Below are 19,220 nucleotides of genomic sequence, written 5' to 3' on the forward strand. Positions count from 1 at the left end.
GTAAGCTGGAGTGTGTCATGCAGCACGGACACATGCGAGAGCCCGGCAATGGGCTTTAGAATCCGTTCGCTGCGAAATCGCGCAGGGCAGCATGATGAAAAAGATGCGCTCGATTTTTTTTGCGCTGGTCGCATTCAGCGCCGTTACGCTCTCGCTTCACGGTTTATGGGAGTCCGAAGCCGGTCTTGTGATCGAACGTCTTCACATCGGCGACGCCCCTGTCACGGTGATGCGCAAGTTCGACAGTCCGCCGGCGCCGGCGATCGTGATCGCCCACGGCTTTTCCGGCTCTCAGCAATTGATGGCGCCGATCGCAACGACGCTCGCGCGAAACGGCTATGTGGCGGTCACCTTCGACTTCTCCGGGCATGGCCGAAATCCGACGCCTATGCCAGGCGGACTCGCCAAACTCGAAACGAGCACGGCGGCGCTCCTCAACGACATCGACGAGGTCGTGCGCTTCGCGCGGCGTCAGCCCTGGGCCGATGGGCGGCTCGCGCTTGTCGGCCATTCGATGGCCACGGATCTTGTCGTGCGTCACGCGATCCGCGATCCGCAGATCGCCGCGGTCGCAGCGTTTTCCTTCTTCGGCGAAGGCGTCACGCGCGAAAGCCCGAAAAATCTCGTCATCATCGACGGCGCATGGGAGTCGCAACGGCTGATCGAGGCCGGCGTGCGCGTCGTTTCGCAAACAGCCGGCGGGACGGCGCAGGCGGGCGTCACCTATGGCGACATCGCGCGTGGAACCGGGCGCCGGCTGGCGATCGCGCGGGGCGTCGAACATATCGGCGTTCTCTACAGTCGCGACGCGATGACCGAGACGCTCAACTGGATGAACGCCGTCTTCGGGAGAAGCGAGGCCGGCTATATCGACGCGCGCGGCCCGTGGCTCGCGCTGCTCTTTGCAGGCCTCATCGCGCTGATGCGGCCGCTCGCGCAGTTCCTGCCGCAAGTCTCGGCCGTTCCGCTTGGCGCAGGGCTGCCGTGGCGGCGCTTGGCGCCCATCGCCATAGCGCCAGCGTTGCTCACACCGCTTATCTTATGGAAGGCGCCGACTAATTTCCTGCCGATCCTGCTCGGCGATTACCTCGTCGCTCATCTCGCGGTCTACGGCGTCCTGATATTCGCCGGCCTATGGCTCGCACAGGGAGGCTTGCCAGTCCTTCGACCGCCGTGTTGGAAGCCTCTGCTTGTGGCGGCCGTGGCGCTTGCCGCTATGTACACGCTCGTTCTCGGTCTGCCGCTTGACGCCTATGTCATCGCTTTCCTGCCGACGGGGGCGCGCGCGCCGCTTGTCCCAATAATGTTTATCGGTTGCGCGCTTTATTTTCTTGCCGACGAATGGATGACGCGCGGCCCGGGCGCCGCGCGCGGCGGCTATGTCTTCAGCAAGTTCTGCTTCATCGCCTCACTTGCGATCGCGGTGGCGCTGAATCCAAGGCGGCTGTTCTTTCTCGTCATTATCGCCATCGTCATCGTCATTCTGCTGACGGTCTATGGGCTGGTGGGGAGATGGGTCTATGCGCGCACGCGCGATCCCCGCGCCGGCGCGCTCGGCGCCGCCTTCGGCCTCGCCTGGGCGCTGGCCGTCACGTTCCCGATCATCGACTGAGTCTCGCGCGGCGCCCATCGAAGCGCGAGATCGGCGAGATGCGCGAGGAAGGCCATGGCGAGACTTGCGGCGATCGCCAGCGTCGGCGCGCCCGCGAGGGCGCAGCGCAGCGCGACGAGCAGAGCCGCCCCAGCCAGGAGATTGCAGAGAAAGCCGGCTGGCGGCGGCCCGCCACGGGTGAGTGTTCGCAGACCAAGAACGCCGATGGCTTCGAGCGCCACGAGGATCAAGATCCAGTCGATGAGTTGCGGGTCTACCATGAAGGCGCTCATGCGCGTTCCGCCGGGCGTTTGGCCTTGGGCCAATAGGTTGCGAAGGGCTTGTTCAGTTCGACCATGCGCCAGTTGAGACAGCCCGCGAAACTGACCCAGGCGAGATAGGGCAGGAGCAATGCTGCGGCGAATGTCGAGATCGCGCCGACGGCGACGACGAGCGACAGGACCGACAGCCACAGGAAGATGAGCTCGACCAGCGCCCAGTCGGGCCGCCGCAGCTTGAAGAACAGCGGGCTCCAGGCGATGTTCAGCACGGCGTTGATCGCAAAGAGCGCCAAAAGCCACACGCGCGCCCCATCGTCCGGCGCCTGTTCCCAGGCGAGAACGCCGCTCGTCGCGGTCAGCAGGAAAATCACCGTCCATGCCGGGCCGAACAGCCAGTTCGGCGGACGCCATGACGGAAAATTCAAGCCCTCGTACCAATCGCTGATTTCAGTCGCGAGACCGCCGAGCAGCGCCACGAGCGCGACGATCGCGGTCGCGATGGCGACGAGAGTCCATCGATCGGCCGCGAGCGAATCCGTCATGGCGATGCGAGCCGCAAGAGATGCGCGAGATCCTTGAAGAAGATGCGCACATGCGCCATCGGATCGGCGCGCACAAGCTCCTTGTTCATATAGGCCTCCCAGGTGAGGCGCTGAACGTCGGGATCCTTGCAGATATTGACGAAGGCCTCGCGCAGCCGATCATTGCGATACCAGAAATATTGCATCATCCCGAGAATGAAGAAGACCCGCCCATGCAGCTTCATGAAACGTTTGCGCGCCATCGAAAGCGCGCGCGCGTCGCCCGTGCGCAGGCATTCTTCGACAGCGTCCGCCGAAAGTCGGCCGCCGAGCATGGCGTAATAAATGCCTTCGCCCGACGCGGGCGCGACAACGCCAGCCGCATCGCCGGCGAGAATGACGTCTCGGCCATTGTCCCAGCGTTTCAGTGGCTTCAGGGGAATCGGCGCGCCTTCGCGGCGCACGGTCGATGCATCGGAGAGGCCCGTGCCGTCACGCAGATCGCGCACAGAGTTTTTAAGTGAAAAGCCTTTGTTGGCGCTTCCCGTGCCGACGCTCATCGTGTCGCCGTGCGGGAAAATCCAGGCGTAGAAATCCGGCGAGAGCGCGCCGCGATAATGAATCTCGCAGCGATCAGGGTCGCTGGCTTCGGCAGGCGGCGTTTCGATGACTTCATGATAGGCGAAGACGAAGCGTGTCTTATCGGCGCCGGGCACTTCCTGGCGGCCGACCTGGGAAAGCGCGCCATCGGCGCCGATGACCAAGCGCGCGCGAAGAGAGTGCGGCTCAGTTTCGCCTTTGGCGCGGTAATGCACGCGCGCAACGCCGTCTTCGTCGCGCGTGATCCTCTCATAGGCGCCGGTCACGCGCATCGCGCCATAAGCAGCCGCGCGGCGGCGCAGCCATTCGTCAAATTCGCAGCGGTCGATCATGCCGACGAAGCCGCCCTTGATCGGCATGTCGACGGCGACGCCCTTGGGTGAAATCATCCGCGCCGAGGAGACGCGCGCTTTCAGCAGATGGTCGGGAATGGCGAAGTCGCGAATGAGCCGCGGCGGGATCGCGCCGCCGCACGGCTTGATGCGGCCTGCCTTGTCAATGAGCGCGACTTTGCGGCCGCGCCGCGCGAGATCGTGCGCGGCAGTCGCGCCCGCGGGTCCGCCGCCGACGACAGCAACGTCAAAGAGCGCGTCTTCACACATCAGCGGCTCCTTTAGGATTGCGCCGTCGCGACATGCGGCGGCAATGGCGCGCTCGCGCGCGCGGGCTGTGGCGAGGCGACTCGGCTCGCGAGCGCGGCCGAGACGACGAAGAGCAGGGCTTCGCCAACAAAAACGAGCGAATAGGCCGCGAGCGGCGTCGCGACGGCGAGTTTCGCGAGATCGACCAGAACCGTCGCGCCGAAGCCGCCGAGGCCGAAGGCGACGGCCTGCGCAGCGCCCCACAGCCCCATGCGCGTGCCGGCGCGCGCGTGCGCGCCTTCGCTCGCGAGGCCCATCATCGACCCGATCGCGGCGACCGCGAAAGCGCCGTTGGAAACGCCGAGCGCGAAGACAGATGCGCGCAGCGCCAGCGTGAGTCCGGCGTAGCCGCTTGCCGCGACGCAGATGAGCGAAGCGGCTGACGCGGCGCAGCCGGCGACGGTCCACATCCGCAGCGAGCCCAGACGCGGTCCGCCAATCCCGGTCGCGGCGAACGCGACGCCGATCATTCCGAGCAGAACGCCGCCGTGCTGGAGGCCAGCGAGCTTCGTGGTCGCGCCGGGAGTCATGCCAAAGACGACGCCGGCGAAGGGCTCAACGAGCAGTTCCTGCATGCTGTAGGCGAGCATCGAAACGAAGATGAAGATGGTGAACCGGCGCGCCGCCGACTCGCTCCACACCTGCATGAAGGCCGCACGGAAGGGCGGCCTCTGCGCCGCCGAAACCGGCGATGGGGCGTCCGTCTCCAAACCAATGACGGCGATCGTCGCCGTCAACCAGGCCACGGAGCAGACGCAGGCCGTGACGACGACGAGGCGCTGCATCGAAAAGGGATCAAGAAAGTGCCCGGCGAGCGGGGCGCTCACCGCGAAGCCGAGGATCATCATCACCCAAACGGTCGTCGCGGCGGCGGCGCGGCGCTCAGGCGCGACGCGCGTCGCCAGCATCGCGAGCACCGACGTGCCGGCGGCGCCGGCGCCCATGCCGACGAGAAGAAAGGCGAAAGCGGCGAGCGCCAAGCCCGCGGCGAGGTTTGTCGCGGCAAGCGCTGTCGCGAGCGCGGCGCCAATTCCGCCGAGCGCCAACGCCGCGAGGCCGCCGACGATCCAGGGCGTGCGACGCCCGCCGACGTCGGCGCCATATCCCCAGGCGGGGCGCAGAACCTGGATCGCGTAATGCGAGGCGACGAGCACTCCAGGCACAAAGGCCGGCAACGCGAGTTCCACCGCCATAACGCGATTGATGGTCGAGGTCATCAGAACGACGACGGCGCCGAGCGCGGTTTGGACAAGTCCGAGCCGGATAATGCCGGACCAGGCGAGCGGCGGCGCGTTCATCGATGTCCCCTATCCACGCATGGCGAAGGCGCTGACCAGCATGCCAAGCACGTAAAGAGTCGTGCCCGTGGCGTTATAGAAGGGCGCCTGTTCGCGCGGATGTGCGAGAAGTCTGCGCATCAGCGCGAATTGTCCGGCGAGCAGCGCCGCGACGATCGCCGCATAAACAGGGCGCTCCCAATAGGCGAGAAGTCCAACGACGACGAACTGCGGCGCCGCCATGACGTAGCAGGCGAAGCGCGCCGCTTCATCGACGCCAAGCTGCACCGGCAATGACAGAACGCCCATGCGACGGTCGCCGTCGACGGACTTGAAGTCGTTCAGGGTCATGATGCCGTGCGCGCCGAAGCTATAGAGCAGGGCGAGCGCGATGATGCGCCAATCGGGAAGCGCGGCCGCCATCACGGCGGCGCCGGTGAACCAGGGCAGGCCTTCGTAACAGAGCGCGACGGCGGAATTGCCCCACCAGCCATTCTGCTTCAATCGCAGCGGCGGCGCGCTGTAGACCCATGCGAGAACGAGGCCGAGCACGGCGGCGGCGAACACCCAAAGGCCGAGCGCCGCCGCCACGGCGAGCGACAACACGGTCCAGAGGCAGGCGATGTAGAAGCCCCAGCGGCCGGGAATGCGCCCCGAGGGAATTGGCCGGTTCGGCTCGTTGATGGCGTCGACGTGACGATCATACCAGTCATTGACGGCCTGGCTCGTCGCGCAAACCAGCGGTCCGGCGAGAACCACGCCGGCGAGCGCAAAGGACCAGCGGGAGAGCGGCGAGACGCCAGACGAAACGATGCCGCAAGCAAAGGCCCACATCGGCGCGAACCATGTGATGGGCTTGAGAAGCTCGAGAACGGCAGCAGGTTTCGGCGTCTGCATCATGCGACGCTATGCTTGACGCTAATTTATGTCAATCTAGATTTACACAAAAATGCGGGACGTGGCGTCACTCGCCGTCGCCCGCCGCTTCGTCGTCGTCGAGGTCGCCAAGCCCATAGCGGCGCAGTTTGGTGTAGAGACCCTGGCGGCTGAGGCCGAGCATTTCGGCCGCCGAGGCGCGATTGTCATGCGTCAGCTCCAGCGCGGCTTCGATGCACAAGCGTTCGATGAGATCGGTGGTTTCGCGCACGAGATTCTTCAAAGGCACGCGGCCGACAAGATCGGCGAACTGCTCGGCCGTTCGCGGCAGCTCATGGCCGCCGAGCCGCTCGCGGCCGGCGCGCCAGCCGGCGCTGCGGATGCAAAAGCCAAGATAGTGGCGTGCGCCCTCGGCGACGTCGACGGCGGAAATCTCGACATCTTCGGAGGAGCCGTATTGGCCGCGCGCGAGCGTCGAGAAATGGCGCACGACGCCATGCGTCTGGAGATTGGCGAAGAGCACCTCGGCGTCGACCCCGGGCCGCCCGATCCAGCGCTCGATCGGTTCGCCGCGCAACTGTTCCTCCGAACCCGCTTGCGCCAGATCCACGAAAGCCGCATTGGCGGCAAGAATCCGCCGGTTGCTATCGGTCAACGCAAAGGCGTCCGGCATCCGCTCGAGCGCGTTGAGCATGCCGGTCTTTTCGCCCGAGAGCGCCGTTGCGCCGCTCATCCGCGACAGTATGACAATGATGTTGGCGGCGCCGTCCTGCCGAAACAGCGCGCCAGAAAGCAGTAGCGATTCCCTGCTTTCGGCGAGCTGGGCGTGGACATTGTCGACGCGCGGCGCGACGAGCAGCGCGGTGACGAAAGACTGCGCGGCGCGGCGGCTCGTTTCGTCGAAAAGATCGCCAAACTGCGCGCCGATGATTTTCTTGGCGCCCTTGCCGATCAGCGCGAGAGCGGCGGGATTGGCCTCGGCGACTCGATTGCCGGCGCCGTCGAGAATTAAGATCGCTTCGGACGCGAGCTGGAACAACAGCCGATAGCGCTTCTCGGCGTTGCGGATGCGGTGATATTCGCGCTCCATCTCCTGTTGCGCCTCGGCGACGCGCTGCTGCAGCGCGGCGAGCGGCCGAAGATCGCGGCCGAACGCGACGATGGCGCCGCCGGCGGCGGCCCGCACGGCGCTGTAGCGGACCGGAAGATCGGGACCCGAAGCCGCCGGATGGTTGACCTGCCGCCCGCGCGGCGTCGTCCCTTTTTGCGCGTCGCGCAGCAGCGCTTCGATTTTCGGCCGGCTCTCGATCGTCACCGTATCGAGCCAAGACCGGCCGACCCATTCGCGCACGGGCGCATTGCATTCGGCGCTGGCCGCCGCGTCGATAATGACGCCTTTCGCGTCAACGATGAGCGTCATATCGGCGGCGGCGGCGAGAAGGCCGGCGACTCCTTGCGCGTCGAGCGCGCCGAGTCGTGCGTCAGCGCTTAGAAATCCCGTCGTGGTCGCGGAGGAGGGCGCGTCGCTCACAAAGAGTTTCTTTCGGTTTCGACCAGATACTCCGACAAGCGGTCTGTGCGTTGATGCTTACAAACTCGCCCAAAGCTTAGCAAGAAGGCTGCCCCTCTCGGCCGCCCCGCGCCGCAACCGGCGCTCGCATGCGATAGCGCGCGCATTGCTCAAGACCTTCCGGCCGAGTCTCGCTGTAATGGCCGGGACGCGTCGCAATCGTCGCGCGCCGATAAAATTTTTCCGAGTCCAACTGGGACGCCCGCCGGCGCCTACTTTCTAAGGACCATAAACCAGGACCGCGGTTTTGTCATGTAAACATAACGTCAATTTTAGTTGACACTTTCCGCCAAACGGCCTTAAGCTTCCTCCAAGGGTGAAACGCGCCGCTCGCAAACGGGGCAAATCACTCGCAAGAACAATGCGGCGCGAGGAAGCGGGCATGTGCGATCACCGGCCTCAAATTGCCAGACCGCTGTATACGGCCGAGGAACGCCGCCGCCGCGACGCGTCGGTTTGGACCCTCGTCCAGGGCGTGCTCGCGCCCGCGCAGTTCTTCATCTTCCTCGTCAGCCTGATTCTCGTGCTGCGCTATCTCGCGACCGGACACGGCGAGGCCGCGGCGACGGCGTCGGTCGTCGTCAAGACGCTGGCGCTCTACGCCATCATGATCACCGGCTCCATCTGGGAGAAAGAGGTCTTCGGCCGCTATCTCTTCGCGCCGGCGTTTTTCTGGGAAGACGTGTTCAGCATGCTGGTGCTGGCGCTGCACACGGCCTATCTTGCCGCGTTCGCCTTCGGCTGGCTCGACGCGCGCGGCCTGATGTTCCTCGCGCTCGCCGCTTACGCGGCCTATGTCGTCAACGCCACGCAGTTCCTGCTCAAGCTGCGCGCCGCGCGCCTGCAGGAGCCAGCACGCGAAAAAACCGAAATGGAATGCGCGCGATGAATGCGCTCGCGCCCCTTTCGGGACTCGCCAACGGCGCCTGTGACGCCGCGCCCGTCATTCAGGAGCGCGGCCAGCGCGAAGTATTCTGCGGTTTGACCGGCATCGTCTGGCTGCACCGCAAAATCCAGGACGCGTTCTTTCTCGTCGTCGGCTCCCGCACCTGCGCGCATCTCATCCAGTCGGCGGCGGGCGTGATGATCTTCGCCGAGCCGCGCTTCGCCACCGCCATTCTCGAAGACCGCGATCTCGCCGGCGTCGCCGACATCGATGACGAACTCGACGCCGTCGTCGATCGGCTGCTGGCGCGACGTCCAGAGATCAAGCTTCTGTTTCTTGTCGGCTCCTGCCCGTCGGAAGTGATCAAGATCGATCTTTCGCGCGCCGCCGCGCGCCAATCGAGACAGCACGCGCCGCGTGTGCGCATTCTGAGCTATTCGGGCAGCGGCATTGAGACGACGTTCACGCAGGGCGAAGACGCCTGTCTCGCCGCTCTCGTGCCCACGCTTCCGCCCGAGGCGGAAGGCGCTCCGCATTCGCTGCTGGTCGTCGGCGCGCTGGCCGATATCGTCGAGGACCAGTTCGCCCGCCTCTTCGACGTGCTGGGCGTCGCGCCTGTACGCTTCCTCCCCATGCGCCGCGCCGCCGACCTGCCGCCGGTCGGCCCCAGCACGTCGTTTCTTCTCGCCCAACCTTTCCTCGCCGATACGGCGCATGCGCTGCAGGAGCGGGGCGCCCGCTGGATCGAGGCGCCGTTTCCGCTCGGCGCTGAAGGCGTGACGCTCTGGCTGCGCGCCGCAGCTAAAGCCTTCGGCGTTTCCGAGGCGCGTTTCGACGCAGTGACGTCGCCGGCGCGCGCGCGCGCGGAGCAGGCGCTCGCCCATTATCGCGACGCGCTCGCCGGCAAGCGCGTCTTCCTCTTCCCGGACTCGCAGCTCGAGCCGGCGCTTGCGCGCTTTCTCGCCCGCGAAATGGCGATGCGGATCGTCGAGATCGGCACGCCCTATCTGCATCGCCGTCACATGGCCGCCGAACTCTATCTGCTGCCGAAGGACGCGCCGATCGTCGAAGGCCAGCACGTTGAAAAGCAGCTCGATCGCTGTCGCGCCGCGCGTCCCGATCTTGTCGTCTGCGGGCTTGGCCTCGCCAATCCTTTGGAGGCGGAAGGCTTCGCGACGAAATGGTCGATCGAACTCCTGTTCTCGCCCATTCAGGGGTACGACCAGGCCGGCGATCTCGCCGAACTCTTCGCGCGGCCGCTCAACCGCCGCGCCCGGCTCGAGGTCTAGGCCATGCAGCTGACGCTCTGGACCTATGAAGGACCGCCGCATGTCGGCGCCATGCGGGTGGCGGCGGCCATGCGCGGCTTGCATTACGTGCTGCATGCGCCGCAGGGCGACACCTATGCCGATCTTCTTTTCACGATGATCGAACGGCGCGATATGCGCCCTCCAGTGACCTATACGACTTTCCAGGCGCGCGACCTCGGCGCCGATACGGCGGAACTGTTCAAGAGCGCGGCGCGCGAGGCCTATGAGCGTTTCTCCCCCCAGGCGATGATCGTCGGGGCGTCCTGCACGGCGGAGCTGCTGCAGGACGACCCCGGCGGTCTCGCCAAGGCGCTCGATCTGCCATGTCCCGTCATTCCGCTCGAACTGCCCGCCTATCAGAAAAAGGAGAACTGGGGCGCGTCGGAGACTTTCTATCGTCTCGTGCGCGGCCTTGCTGGCGCGCGCCGCGATAGGCCATCACGCGCTCGCAAGAGCTGCAATATTCTTGGCCCAACGGCGCTGGGCTTTCGTTGCCGCGATGACGTGCGCGAGATCGAAAAGCTGCTCGCAACGCTCGGCGTCGACGTCAATGTCGTCGCGCCGCTTGGCGCCAGTCCGAAGGATCTGACGCGCCTCGGCGACGCCGACTTCAATGTGCTCCTTTATCCGGAAATCGGGCTCGCCGCCGCGCAATGGCTGGAGCGCGCGCATGGCCAGCCCTTCACCCGCAGCATTCCGATCGGCGTCGGCGCGACGCGTGACTTCGTCGTGGAAGTCGCCCGGATGGCCGAAATCGATCCCGCGACGGCGTTGGAGACGAATGACTCGCGCCTGCCTTGGTATTCGCGCTCGGTCGACTCGACCTATCTCACCGGCAAGCGCGTCTTCATCTTCGGCGACGCGACGCACGCCATCGCCGCCGCGCGCATCGCGCAGGATGAACTCGGCTTCGAGGTCGTCGGCCTTGGAACCTATGCGCGTGAATTTGCGCGCGACGTTCGCGAGGCCGCCGCGCGCTACGGCGTCGAGGCGCTCGTCACCGACGACTATCTCGACGTCGAAGCGAAAGTCGCCGAACTGCAGCCCGAACTCGTGCTTGGGACGCAGATGGAGCGTCATATCGCCAAGCGGCTCGGCCTTCCCTGCGCGGTGATCTCGGCGCCCGTGCATGTGCAGGATTTCCCCGCCCGCTATTCGCCACACATGGGGTTCGAAGGCGCGAATGTGATCTTCGATTCCTGGGTTCATCCGCTGATGATGGGGCTTGAGGAACATCTTCTGACGATGTTTCGCGACGACGCCGAATTCCATGACGGCGCCGCGCCCTCGCATCTCGGAGAGGAACAGGAGCCTCGGCGGCCATCTTCGGCGGCGGTCGTGAGCGACATCGTCCTCGCCTGGGCCGACGACGCCGAGAAGGAGCTGAAGAAAATCCCGTTCTTCGTGCGCGGCAAAGCGCGCCGAAACACCGAGAAATTCGCCGCCGAGCGCGGCCTTGCGACCATCACCGTCGAGACGCTCTATGACGCAAAAGCGCATTTCGCACGCTGAGGCGACGCCCGTGAAAGTCGTCATCGTGACGATGGACACGCATGTGGCTGCCGCGACCGACCGCGCCCGCCGAGCGCTTTCACGCGAAATCCCCGGTCTTACGCTCAGCGTCCACGCAGCGTCGGAATTCGCCGCCAGCCCCAAGGCGCTCGACGCGTGTCTCATCGAGATCGCTGAGGCGGACATTATCGTCAACGCCATGCTCTTCCTGGAAGAGCATTTCACGCCTCTGCTTGCAGCCCTTGCGGCGCGCCGCGATCATTGCGACGCCATGATCAGCATCATGTCGGCGGGCGAGGTCGCGAAGCTGACCCGCATGGGACGCTTCGACATGAGTGCGCCGACTTCCGGCTTCATGTCGCTTCTGAAACGTTTGCGCGGCAAGAAGGGCAAGTCCGAGGCCGCCGGCGCGAAGCAAATGAAAATGCTTCGCCGTCTGCCCAAGATCCTGCGTTTCATACCAGGAACGGCGCAGGACGTCCGCGCTTACTTCCTGACGCTGCAATATTGGCTCGCGGGCTCCGACGAGAACATCGCCAATATGGTCCGCTTGCTCATCGATCGTTACGCTGACGGCCCGCGGCGGATGTTGCGCGGCGCGCTGAATCCCCATGCGCCGATCGAATATCCGGAGGTCGGCCTCTACCACCCGCGCTTGCCGGACAGGGTGAGCGAAAGGCTCGATCTATTGCCCGAGCCCGCCGGCGGCGCCAAGGCGACGATCGGTCTACTCGTGTTGCGCTCCTATGTGCTCGCGGACAATGCGCGCCACTACGACGGCGTCATCGCGGCGATGGAGGCGCGCGGACTCAAGGTCATTCCGGCGTATGCCACCGGACTCGACGCGCGTCCGGCGATCGAGAACTTCTTCTTGCGCGACGGCAGGCCTATCATCGATGCGCTCGTTTCGCTCGTCGGCTTTTCGCTCGTCGGCGGCCCCGCCTACAATGACGCGAAAGCGGCCGAGGAAATTCTCGCCAAACTCGACGTTCCCTACATTGCGGCGCATCCGGTTGAGTTTCAGACTCTGGCGGAATGGCGCGGCTCGGATCGCGGCCTGCTCCCGGTCGAATCCACCATCATGGTCTCCATTCCGGAGCTTGACGGCTCGACAGGTCCGATGATCTTTGGCGGACGTCCGCAGGACGCGGGTTTATGCGCGGCCTGCGCGCGCAACTGTGTTTTCCCGGCAAGCGACGGCGCGCGGGATATGCAGGTCTGCGTCGAGCGCGCGGAGATGCTCGCCGCACGGGTCGAAAAGCTCGCCCTTCTGCGACGCTCCGAGAGAGCGGCGCGAAAAGTCGCGATCGTGCTCTTCAATTTTCCGCCGAACGCCGGCGCGGTAGGAAGCGCCGCCTTTCTCTCCGTCTTTGAGTCTCTTCATCTCCTGCTGCAGGAAATGAAGCGCAGCGGCTATGCGATTGAACCGCCGGCGACGGTCGAGGCGCTGCGCACAGCCGTCATCGAAGGCAACGCCACGCGTTTTGGCGCCCAGGCCAACGTCCACGAGCGGGTCGCCGCCGACGACCATGTGCGCCGAGAGACGTGGCTCGGCGACATCGAATCGCAATGGGGTCCGGCGCCTGGGCGGCATCAGAGCGATGGCGGCTCAATCCATATCTACGGCGCGCGCTTCGGCAATGTCTTCGTCGGCGTCCAGCCCGCCTTCGGCTATGAGGGCGATCCGATGCGGCTGCTGTTCGAGAAAGGCTTTGCGCCGACGCACGCCTTCTCGGCCTTCTATCGCTGGGTGCGCGAGGATTTTGGCGCCGACGCCGTTCTGCATTTCGGCACGCATGGCGCGCTTGAATTCATGCCCGGCAAGCAGACAGGCCTATCCGCTGACTGTTGGCCCGACCGTCTCATCGGCGATCTGCCGAACTTCTATCTCTACGCCTCCAACAATCCGTCCGAGGGCGTGCTGGCCAAGCGCCGTTCCGGCGCGACGCTCGTCAGCTATTTGACGCCGCCCGTCGCCAACGCCGGGCTTTATCGCGGACTGAGCGAACTGAAATCTTCAATCGCTCGCTGGCGCGGCGTCAGCCCCTCCGAGACCGGCGAGCGCAATGAACTCGCCGAGCTCATTCAAACCCAGGCGGCGGCGCTCGACCTTTGTGCGGCGGAGCCGGCATGGCGCGGCGCGGCGGAACAGCAGATTGCGAAACTCGCGAGAGCCGTTCTCGAACTCGAATACACGCTCATCCCGCACGGCCTGCATGTCGTGGGCGAACCTATGGCGCTGGACGCGCGTGTCGACATGCTGCTGGCGATGTCCGAGGCGTCGGGCGCGCAGATCAAGCGTGAGACAATCGAGGCGCTGACGCAAGGCGCTTCGCCCGAAAGCCTCGCCAATAACGAGGTGGCGGCCGAGACGCTGCACATGCTTGCGCGCGCCGACGCCGCGCTTGCGCAGGATCACGAACTTAAGGCGCTGATCCATGCGCTCGACGGTCGCTTCGTGCGGCCTGTGCCAGGCGGCGACGTCTTGCGCACGGCCGACGTGCTGCCGACGGGCCGCAATCTGCACGGCTTCGATCCGTTCCACATTCCAAGCGTCTTCGCCGTGCGGGACGGCGCGCGGCAGGCGGCGCGGCTCATCGAACGCCACATGAGCGACGTCGGCGACCTGCCGGAAACGATCGCCTTGGTGCTGTGGGGCACCGACAATCTCAAGACGGAAGGCGGGCCGATCGCGCAGGCGCTGGCGCTGATCGGCGCGGAGCCGCGGTTCGATGGCTACGGCCGGCTTGCCGGCGCGACGCTGGTTCCGCTCGAAAGGCTCGCCCGGCCGCGCATCGACGTCATGATTTCGCTCTCGGGGATCTTCCGCGATCTCCTGCCGCTGCAGATCAAACTGCTGGCCCAGGCGTGTTTGCTGGCGGCTTCCGCCGACGAGCCTGTGGAGCAGAATTTCATTCGCAAACACGCGCTCGCTTTCATAGGCCAATTTGGCGGCGATATGGAGACCGCGGCGCTCCGCGTCTTCGGCAACGCCGACGGCGCCTATGGCGCAAACGTCAATACGATGATCGACGGCGGCTGTTGGGAAGACGAAGATCAGCTCGCCGAGGCCTATATGCGCCGCAAGGGCTTCGCCTATGGCGTTTCCGGACAGCCAACGCGACGCAATGAGGTGCTGCAGAGCGTCCTTTGCGGAGTCGACTTCGCCTATCAGAACCTCGACTCGGTCGAGCTCGGCGTCACCACGATCGATCATTACTTCGACACGCTCGGCGGCGTCAGCCGTTCGGTGAAGCGCGCCAAGGGCGTCGCCGCGCCCGTCTATATCAGCGACCAGACCAGGGGCGACGGCGTGGTGCGCACGCTCAACGAGCAGGTGTCGCTGGAGACGCGCACGCGCACGCTCAACCCCAAATGGTATGAGAGCATGCTCAAGCATGGCTACGAAGGCGTGCGCCACATCGAGTCGCATGTGACGAACACGCTCGGCTGGTCGGCGACGACGGGGCAAGTCGAACCATGGGTCTATCAGCGCCTGACTGAGACCTATGTGCTCGACGCCGAGATGCGGCGACGTCTGGCGCAGCTCAATCCCATCGCGTCCGCGCGAATCGCCAACCGTCTCATTGAGGCGCATCAGCGCCGATACTGGACGCCGAACGAAGAAATGCTGGCGGCGCTGCAGCAGGCGAGCGAAGAGCTCGAAGACCGGCTCGAAGGCGTCGTCGAGGAGATCGCGGCATGAACATCCCGATCCGCAAGCCGGTCGAAACCGACTCCTTTCAGGTCGAGCTGGATCCGGCGATCAGCATCGGCGCCGCGAAGGTCTTCGCCATCTATGGCAAGGGCGGGATCGGCAAAAGCACGACGTCGTCGAATCTCTCCGTCGCATTTTCAAAACTGGGCAAGCGCGTGCTGCAGATCGGCTGCGATCCCAAGCACGATTCGACCTTCACGCTGACCAAGCGCCTCGCGCCGACGGTGATTGACGCGCTCGAATCCGTGAAATTCCACTCCGAGGAATTGCGCGTCGAGGACTTTGTCGTCGAGGGCTACAATGGCGTCATGTGCGTCGAGGCCGGCGGGCCGCCGGCCGGCACGGGCTGCGGCGGCTATGTCGTCGGCCAGACCGTGAAGCTCCTCAAGGAGCATCATCTCCTCGAAGATACCGACGTCGTGATCTTCGATGTTCTCGGCGACGTCGTCTGCGGCGGCTTCGCCTCGCCGCTGCAGCATGCCGGCCGGGCGCTGATCGTCACGGCCAATGACTTCGATTCGATCTTCGCGATGAACCGCATCGTCGCCGCGATTCGCGCGAAGTCGAAGAATTACGAGGTGCGGCTTGGCGGCGTCATCGCCAATCGCAGCGTCGCGACCAATGAGATCGACCGCTACAATGCGGCGGTGGGTCTCAGGCGCGTCGCGCATTTCCCCGATCTCGACGTCATTCGCCGCAGCCGCCTCAAGAAATCGACGCTCTTTGAGATGGAGCCGTCGCCCGAGCTTGAGGCGGTGCAGAACGAATATCTGCGCCTCGCGGATGAGCTGTGGAACGGCTACGCGCCGCTCGACGCTGCGCCCATGAAGGATCGCGATCTCTTCGAATTTTTGGGGTTCGACTGATGACGACGCCAAGCTATGTCGCAAGACGCGGCGAACTCGAGGCCTATTTCGACCGGACCGCTGTCGAGGCATGGAAGCGCCTGACCTCCGACGCGCCGGTCAATCGCATTCGCGCCACGGTGCGCGCCGGCCGCGAGGCCATGCGCAACAGGCTGTTGTCCTGGCTGCCGCAGGACCTGCGTGGCCAGCGTTTGCTCGACGCCGGTTGCGGCACGGGCGCGCTGGCGATTGAGGCGGCGCGTCGCGGCGCCGAGGTCGTTGCGGTCGATCTTTCGCCGACGCTGATCGCTCTGGCGCAAGAGCGCGCGCCCCGCGATTTCGGCGCGGGCCGCGTGACCTTCGCCGTTGGCGACATGCTGAATCCGGCCTTTGGGCGTTTCGATCATGTCGTCGCCATGGACAGTCTGATCCATTACGAGGGCGCCGATATCGCGCGAACGCTCGCCGCTTTGGCGCCGCGCGTCGACGGCAAGCTGATCTTCACCATCGCGCCGCGCACGGCGGCCCTTGCGGCGATGCACGCCCTCGGACAGCTGTTCCCGCGCGGCAATCGCTCCCCGGCCATTGCGCCGATCGCGCTTTCTTCGCTCGAACGGCAGATGGCGGCGCAGAAAGCCCTCGGCGATTGGCGCGTCGCGCAAAGCGAGACGATCGTCAGCGGCTTTTATATCTCGCAGGCTGTGGAGGCGCGACGCTCATGAATCGCGCCAGCGCCGTTCTGGTCAAAGGCCTGATGCGCATCGGTCCGCAGATTCTGCCCTTTGCGGACGCAGGCTCAGCCGAACTGCCGATGCCGCGTCTGCTGCGGCTCTCGCTGTTCCAGGTGACGGTCGGCATGGCGGCGGTGCTGCTCATCGGCACGCTGAACCGCGTGATGATCGTCGAACTCGGCGTGCCCTCCTGGCTTGTCGCGCTGATGCTGTCGCTGCCGCTGCTCTTTGCGCCGTTGCGCGCACTCATCGGCTTTCGCTCCGACACGCATCGCTCGGTGCTCGGCTGGCGGCGCGTGCCTTACATCTGGTTCGGCACCATGCTGCAGTTCGGCGGCTTGGCGATCATGCCGTTCTCACTGCTCATCCTTTCAGGCGACACGACGGGACCGATTATCATCGGACAGGCGGCGGCGGCCTTGGCGTTCTTGCTAGTCGGCGCAGGTCTGCACACGGTGCAAACGGTCGGTCTCGCGCTCGCCACCGATCTCGCGCCCGCGCATACGCGCCCGCGCGTCGTCGCGCTGCTGTGCGCCATGCTGCTCGTCGGCATGGGCGTAAGCGCGCTCGCCTTCGGCGCGCTGCTTGCAAATTTCAGCGCCATCCGCCTCATTCAAGTCGTGCAGGGCGCCGCCGTCGTGACGATGGTCCTAAACTGCGTCGCGCTGTGGAAACAAGAAGCGCGCGGCGCTCTCCCACCCTTACAGAACGTCGACTTCTCGGAAGCCTGGAAGCGTTTCGCGAGCACCGGCCGGGCGCGACGGCGGCTGTTCGCGACCGCGCTCGGCACCGCCGGCTTCAGCATGCAGGACATCTTGCTCGAACCCTATGGCGGGCGCGTGCTGCACTTGCCTGTCAGCGCAACAACGGCGCTCACCGCGATGCTGGCGCTCGGCAGCGGCGTGGGACTCGCCATCGCGGCGCGATGGCTGACGCGCGGCGCCGACGCTCACCGCGTCGCCGGCGTTGGCGCGGTCGTCGGCGTCATCGCCTTCTTCGCGGTGATCTTCGCGGCGCCGGCGGATTCCTCAACGCTGTTCAGCATCGGCGTCACGCTGATCGGGCTCGGCGGCGGCCTTTTTGCGCATGGCACGCTCACCGCCTCCATGCAGACGGCGCGGCCGGAAGATCGCGGTCTCGCGCTCGGCGCATGGGGCGCCGCGCAGGCGACCGCGGCCGGTCTCGCGATTGCGGCGAGTGGCGTGATCAATGACGCGGGCTCGATGCTTGCCGCCAGCGGCGCGCTGGGCGAGGCGCTTGTGAGTCCTGCCAGCGGCTACGCCATCGTCTACGCCATCGAAATCCTCCTGCTGCTCGCGACGGTCGTCGCGATCGGACCTTTGGTCCGCTTTACGAAACAGGACGGCGAAGCGCCGACGGACTTCGATCTCGTTCCCAATTCAAGTTTCAACTCCGGAGTGATGCAATGATACGCGGAGCCATCACCAGCAACATCGATGTTGCGCAGGTTGTCCTTTACGCCTTCTTCATCTTCTTCGCCGGCCTCGTTTTCTATCTTCGTCGCGAGGATCGCCGCGAGGGCTACCCACTGGAGTCCGAAGTTGGTCCGCAAAGAGATCGCGGGTTCTTGCTGATCCCGACGCCCAAGATCTTCCTGCGGGGGGACGGCGCTAAAATTCAAGCGCCCAATTTTGAACGCGATACGCGAGCGCCGAACGCCACGAAAGTGGCGGTCTGGCCTGGCGCGCCGCTGACCCCGAACGGCGATCCCATGCTCGCCGAGGTTGGACCCGGCGCCTTTGCGCTGCGCGCCGATGTGCCGGAGAAAATGCACGACGGCCGCGATCTCATCGCGCCATTGCGCATCGCCACAAATTTTGCGGTGTCGAGCGAAGATCCCAATCCCATTGGCATGGAGGTCGTCGCCGCGGATCGACGCATCGCTGGCGTCATCAAGGACGCTTGGGTTGATCGCGCGGAAGACTTTCTGCGCTTCTATGAAGTCACGCTGAGCGAGGGTCGAGGCGACGTCCTTCTGCCCGTGCCCTTCGCCAAGGTCGACGGCGCGAGGCGGCAGATTCATGTCGAAGCGATCCTTGCCGATCAGTTCGCCAACGTTCCAAGGACACGCAATCCCGATCAGGTGACGCTGCTCGAGGAAGAAAAGATCGCCGCCTATTATGGCGCGGGCACGCTCTACGCGACGCCCGCAAGAGTGGAGCCGCTGCTGTGAAGGCCATCAATCTCGAGAAGCTCTTGCCGGAAGACGTTCCACAAGGAGAGCGCATCCTGTGGCACGGCCGTCCTCAGTGGACGAGTCTCTTCCGCCGCGCCTACCGAGGCGACGTTGTCGCCGGCTACTTCGCGGCGCTGACCGCGTGGAACGTCTTCGATGCTGCGGTTGAATCTGGGGCGGGGTCCGCCGCGCTGGCGGGCGCTCGCACCCTGGCGATCGGTCTTGGCGCGCTGGCGCTGCTTGCCTTGCTCGCCTGGGCCTCGGCCCGCACGGCGCTCTTCATTATTACCTCGCGCCGCGTCGTGATGAAGATCGGGGTCGCCTTACAGGTCTTTTACAATCTGCCGTTTTCGCAGATTAGAGCCGCGGGCTTGCGCATCGAAAGCGACGATTCGGGCGATGTCATGCTGACGCTCTCACCCGACAAGCGAATCGGCTACCTGCATCTATGGCCCTTCGCGCGCCCGTTCCGCTTCGCGCATCCAGAGCCGGCGCTGCGCGGACTCGCCGATGCAAGACATGTCGGCGATATCTTGGGGCGCGCGCTGGTCGCGGCCGCGGCCGAACGTGGCGACATGTTCGTGATTGGCGAAGACGACGCGGTCGCATCCGCTTCGTCGCAAAAAGCAAGCATGCCGGCGGGCGATGCAGTCGCAGCGTAACG

Annotated in this window: 16 protein-coding genes; 10 read left to right on the top strand and 6 right to left on the bottom strand. The window is 65.3% G+C overall.

Annotated elements, in window-relative coordinates; genetic code table 11:
• Nucleotides 1-91 precede the first annotated feature (91 nt).
• The gene (locus IYX23_RS08835; protein WP_246716590.1) at nucleotides 92-1,612 is read left to right on the top strand and encodes an alpha/beta fold hydrolase; all 1,521 of its coding nucleotides are present in this window, start codon (nucleotides 92-94) and stop codon (nucleotides 1,610-1,612) included.
• Here IYX23_RS08835 and IYX23_RS08840 read toward each other — a convergent pair.
• From IYX23_RS08840 to ppsR, 6 genes are all read right to left on the bottom strand, one after another.
• Entirely contained in the window at nucleotides 1,519-1,884 is a 366-nt protein-coding gene (locus IYX23_RS08840; protein ID WP_196393107.1) for a hypothetical protein, read from the bottom strand. The two genes, IYX23_RS08835 and IYX23_RS08840, sit on opposite strands and share 94 nt — an antisense overlap.
• Nucleotides 1,881-2,414, bottom strand: a complete 534-nt coding sequence (locus IYX23_RS08845; RefSeq protein WP_196393108.1) for a TspO/MBR family protein — start codon at nucleotides 2,412-2,414, stop codon at nucleotides 1,881-1,883. The genes IYX23_RS08840 and IYX23_RS08845 overlap by 4 nt, the downstream gene beginning before the upstream one ends.
• Nucleotides 2,411-3,595, bottom strand: coding sequence for a geranylgeranyl diphosphate reductase (locus tag IYX23_RS08850; RefSeq protein ID WP_196393109.1), 1,185 nt, complete (start codon nucleotides 3,593-3,595; stop codon nucleotides 2,411-2,413). Before IYX23_RS08850 ends, IYX23_RS08845 begins: the two co-directional genes overlap by 4 nt.
• An 11-nt stretch (nucleotides 3,596-3,606) precedes the next feature.
• Nucleotides 3,607-4,932 carry a BCD family MFS transporter gene (locus tag IYX23_RS08855; RefSeq protein ID WP_196393110.1) on the bottom strand — a complete coding sequence of 442 codons (1,326 nt, stop codon included), beginning with the start codon at nucleotides 4,930-4,932 and terminating at the stop codon, nucleotides 3,607-3,609.
• Nucleotides 4,933-4,941: 9 nt separating this feature from the next.
• Nucleotides 4,942-5,808: a chlorophyll synthase ChlG gene (gene chlG, locus IYX23_RS08860; RefSeq protein ID WP_196393111.1), complete on the bottom strand. Its 867-nt coding sequence runs from the start codon at nucleotides 5,806-5,808 to the stop codon at nucleotides 4,942-4,944.
• 67 nt (nucleotides 5,809-5,875) lie between these two features.
• Nucleotides 5,876-7,318, bottom strand: a complete 1,443-nt coding sequence (ppsR, locus tag IYX23_RS08865; RefSeq protein WP_196393112.1) for a transcriptional regulator PpsR — start codon at nucleotides 7,316-7,318, stop codon at nucleotides 5,876-5,878.
• 421 nt (nucleotides 7,319-7,739) lie between these two features.
• Here ppsR and bchF point away from each other — a divergent pair, with 421 nt between their 5' ends.
• Genes bchF through puhB form a run of 9 tightly spaced genes read left to right on the top strand, consistent with a single transcriptional unit; the run spans nucleotide 7,740 to nucleotide 19,218 of the window.
• The gene (gene bchF, locus IYX23_RS08870) at nucleotides 7,740-8,246 is read left to right on the top strand and encodes a 2-vinyl bacteriochlorophyllide hydratase (RefSeq protein WP_196393113.1); all 507 of its coding nucleotides are present in this window, start codon (nucleotides 7,740-7,742) and stop codon (nucleotides 8,244-8,246) included.
• The gene (locus IYX23_RS08875; RefSeq protein WP_196393114.1) at nucleotides 8,243-9,532 is read left to right on the top strand and encodes a ferredoxin:protochlorophyllide reductase (ATP-dependent) subunit N; all 1,290 of its coding nucleotides are present in this window, start codon (nucleotides 8,243-8,245) and stop codon (nucleotides 9,530-9,532) included. The genes bchF and IYX23_RS08875 overlap by 4 nt, the downstream gene beginning before the upstream one ends.
• Nucleotides 9,533-9,535: 3 nt before the next feature.
• Nucleotides 9,536-11,065: a ferredoxin:protochlorophyllide reductase (ATP-dependent) subunit B gene (gene bchB / locus IYX23_RS08880; RefSeq protein WP_196393115.1), complete on the top strand. Its 1,530-nt coding sequence runs from the start codon at nucleotides 9,536-9,538 to the stop codon at nucleotides 11,063-11,065.
• Nucleotides 11,037-14,771, top strand: a complete 3,735-nt coding sequence (locus tag IYX23_RS08885; protein WP_196393116.1) for a magnesium chelatase subunit H — start codon at nucleotides 11,037-11,039, stop codon at nucleotides 14,769-14,771. Before bchB ends, IYX23_RS08885 begins: the two co-directional genes overlap by 29 nt.
• Nucleotides 14,768-15,649 (top strand): ferredoxin:protochlorophyllide reductase (ATP-dependent) iron-sulfur ATP-binding protein, encoded by an 882-nt coding sequence (bchL, locus tag IYX23_RS08890; RefSeq protein WP_018406854.1) that lies wholly within the window; start codon nucleotides 14,768-14,770, stop codon nucleotides 15,647-15,649. Before IYX23_RS08885 ends, bchL begins: the two co-directional genes overlap by 4 nt.
• Nucleotides 15,649-16,350 carry a magnesium protoporphyrin IX methyltransferase gene (gene bchM, locus IYX23_RS08895; RefSeq protein ID WP_196393117.1) on the top strand — a complete coding sequence of 234 codons (702 nt, stop codon included), beginning with the start codon at nucleotides 15,649-15,651 and terminating at the stop codon, nucleotides 16,348-16,350. Before bchL ends, bchM begins: the two co-directional genes overlap by 1 nt.
• On the top strand, nucleotides 16,347-17,789 hold the full coding sequence (locus IYX23_RS08900; protein ID WP_196393118.1) for an MFS transporter: 1,443 nt from the start codon (nucleotides 16,347-16,349) through the stop codon (nucleotides 17,787-17,789). The genes bchM and IYX23_RS08900 overlap by 4 nt, the downstream gene beginning before the upstream one ends.
• Complete coding sequence (gene puhA, locus IYX23_RS08905) at nucleotides 17,786-18,553, top strand: photosynthetic reaction center subunit H (protein WP_196393119.1); 768 nt, start codon at nucleotides 17,786-17,788, stop codon at nucleotides 18,551-18,553. The genes IYX23_RS08900 and puhA overlap by 4 nt, the downstream gene beginning before the upstream one ends.
• On the top strand, nucleotides 18,550-19,218 hold the full coding sequence (gene puhB, locus IYX23_RS20495) for a photosynthetic complex putative assembly protein PuhB (RefSeq protein ID WP_196393120.1): 669 nt from the start codon (nucleotides 18,550-18,552) through the stop codon (nucleotides 19,216-19,218). Before puhA ends, puhB begins: the two co-directional genes overlap by 4 nt.
• The last annotated feature ends 2 nt before the right edge of the window (nucleotides 19,219-19,220 follow it).

Source organism: Methylocystis sp. L43, from assembly GCF_015709525.1.
Taxonomy (GTDB): domain Bacteria; phylum Pseudomonadota; class Alphaproteobacteria; order Rhizobiales; family Beijerinckiaceae; genus Methylocystis.

Coding starts and splice junctions, on each gene's coding strand:
- bchM (WP_196393117.1), top strand. CDS start 15,649: ATGACGACGCCAAGCTATGTCGCAAGACGCGGCGAACTCGAGGCCTAT.
- IYX23_RS08835 (WP_246716590.1), top strand. CDS start 92: ATGATGAAAAAGATGCGCTCGATTTTTTTTGCGCTGGTCGCATTCAGC.
- bchL (WP_018406854.1), top strand. CDS start 14,768: ATGAACATCCCGATCCGCAAGCCGGTCGAAACCGACTCCTTTCAGGTC.
- IYX23_RS08885 (WP_196393116.1), top strand. CDS start 11,037: ATGACGCAAAAGCGCATTTCGCACGCTGAGGCGACGCCCGTGAAAGTC.
- bchF (WP_196393113.1), top strand. CDS start 7,740: ATGTGCGATCACCGGCCTCAAATTGCCAGACCGCTGTATACGGCCGAG.
- bchB (WP_196393115.1), top strand. CDS start 9,536: ATGCAGCTGACGCTCTGGACCTATGAAGGACCGCCGCATGTCGGCGCC.
- IYX23_RS08850 (WP_196393109.1), bottom strand. CDS start 3,595: ATGTGTGAAGACGCGCTCTTTGACGTTGCTGTCGTCGGCGGCGGACCC.
- IYX23_RS08845 (WP_196393108.1), bottom strand. CDS start 2,414: ATGACGGATTCGCTCGCGGCCGATCGATGGACTCTCGTCGCCATCGCG.
- IYX23_RS08840 (WP_196393107.1), bottom strand. CDS start 1,884: ATGAGCGCCTTCATGGTAGACCCGCAACTCATCGACTGGATCTTGATC.
- puhA (WP_196393119.1), top strand. CDS start 17,786: ATGATACGCGGAGCCATCACCAGCAACATCGATGTTGCGCAGGTTGTC.
- IYX23_RS08855 (WP_196393110.1), bottom strand. CDS start 4,932: ATGAACGCGCCGCCGCTCGCCTGGTCCGGCATTATCCGGCTCGGACTT.
- chlG (WP_196393111.1), bottom strand. CDS start 5,808: ATGCAGACGCCGAAACCTGCTGCCGTTCTCGAGCTTCTCAAGCCCATC.
- IYX23_RS08875 (WP_196393114.1), top strand. CDS start 8,243: ATGAATGCGCTCGCGCCCCTTTCGGGACTCGCCAACGGCGCCTGTGAC.
- IYX23_RS08900 (WP_196393118.1), top strand. CDS start 16,347: ATGAATCGCGCCAGCGCCGTTCTGGTCAAAGGCCTGATGCGCATCGGT.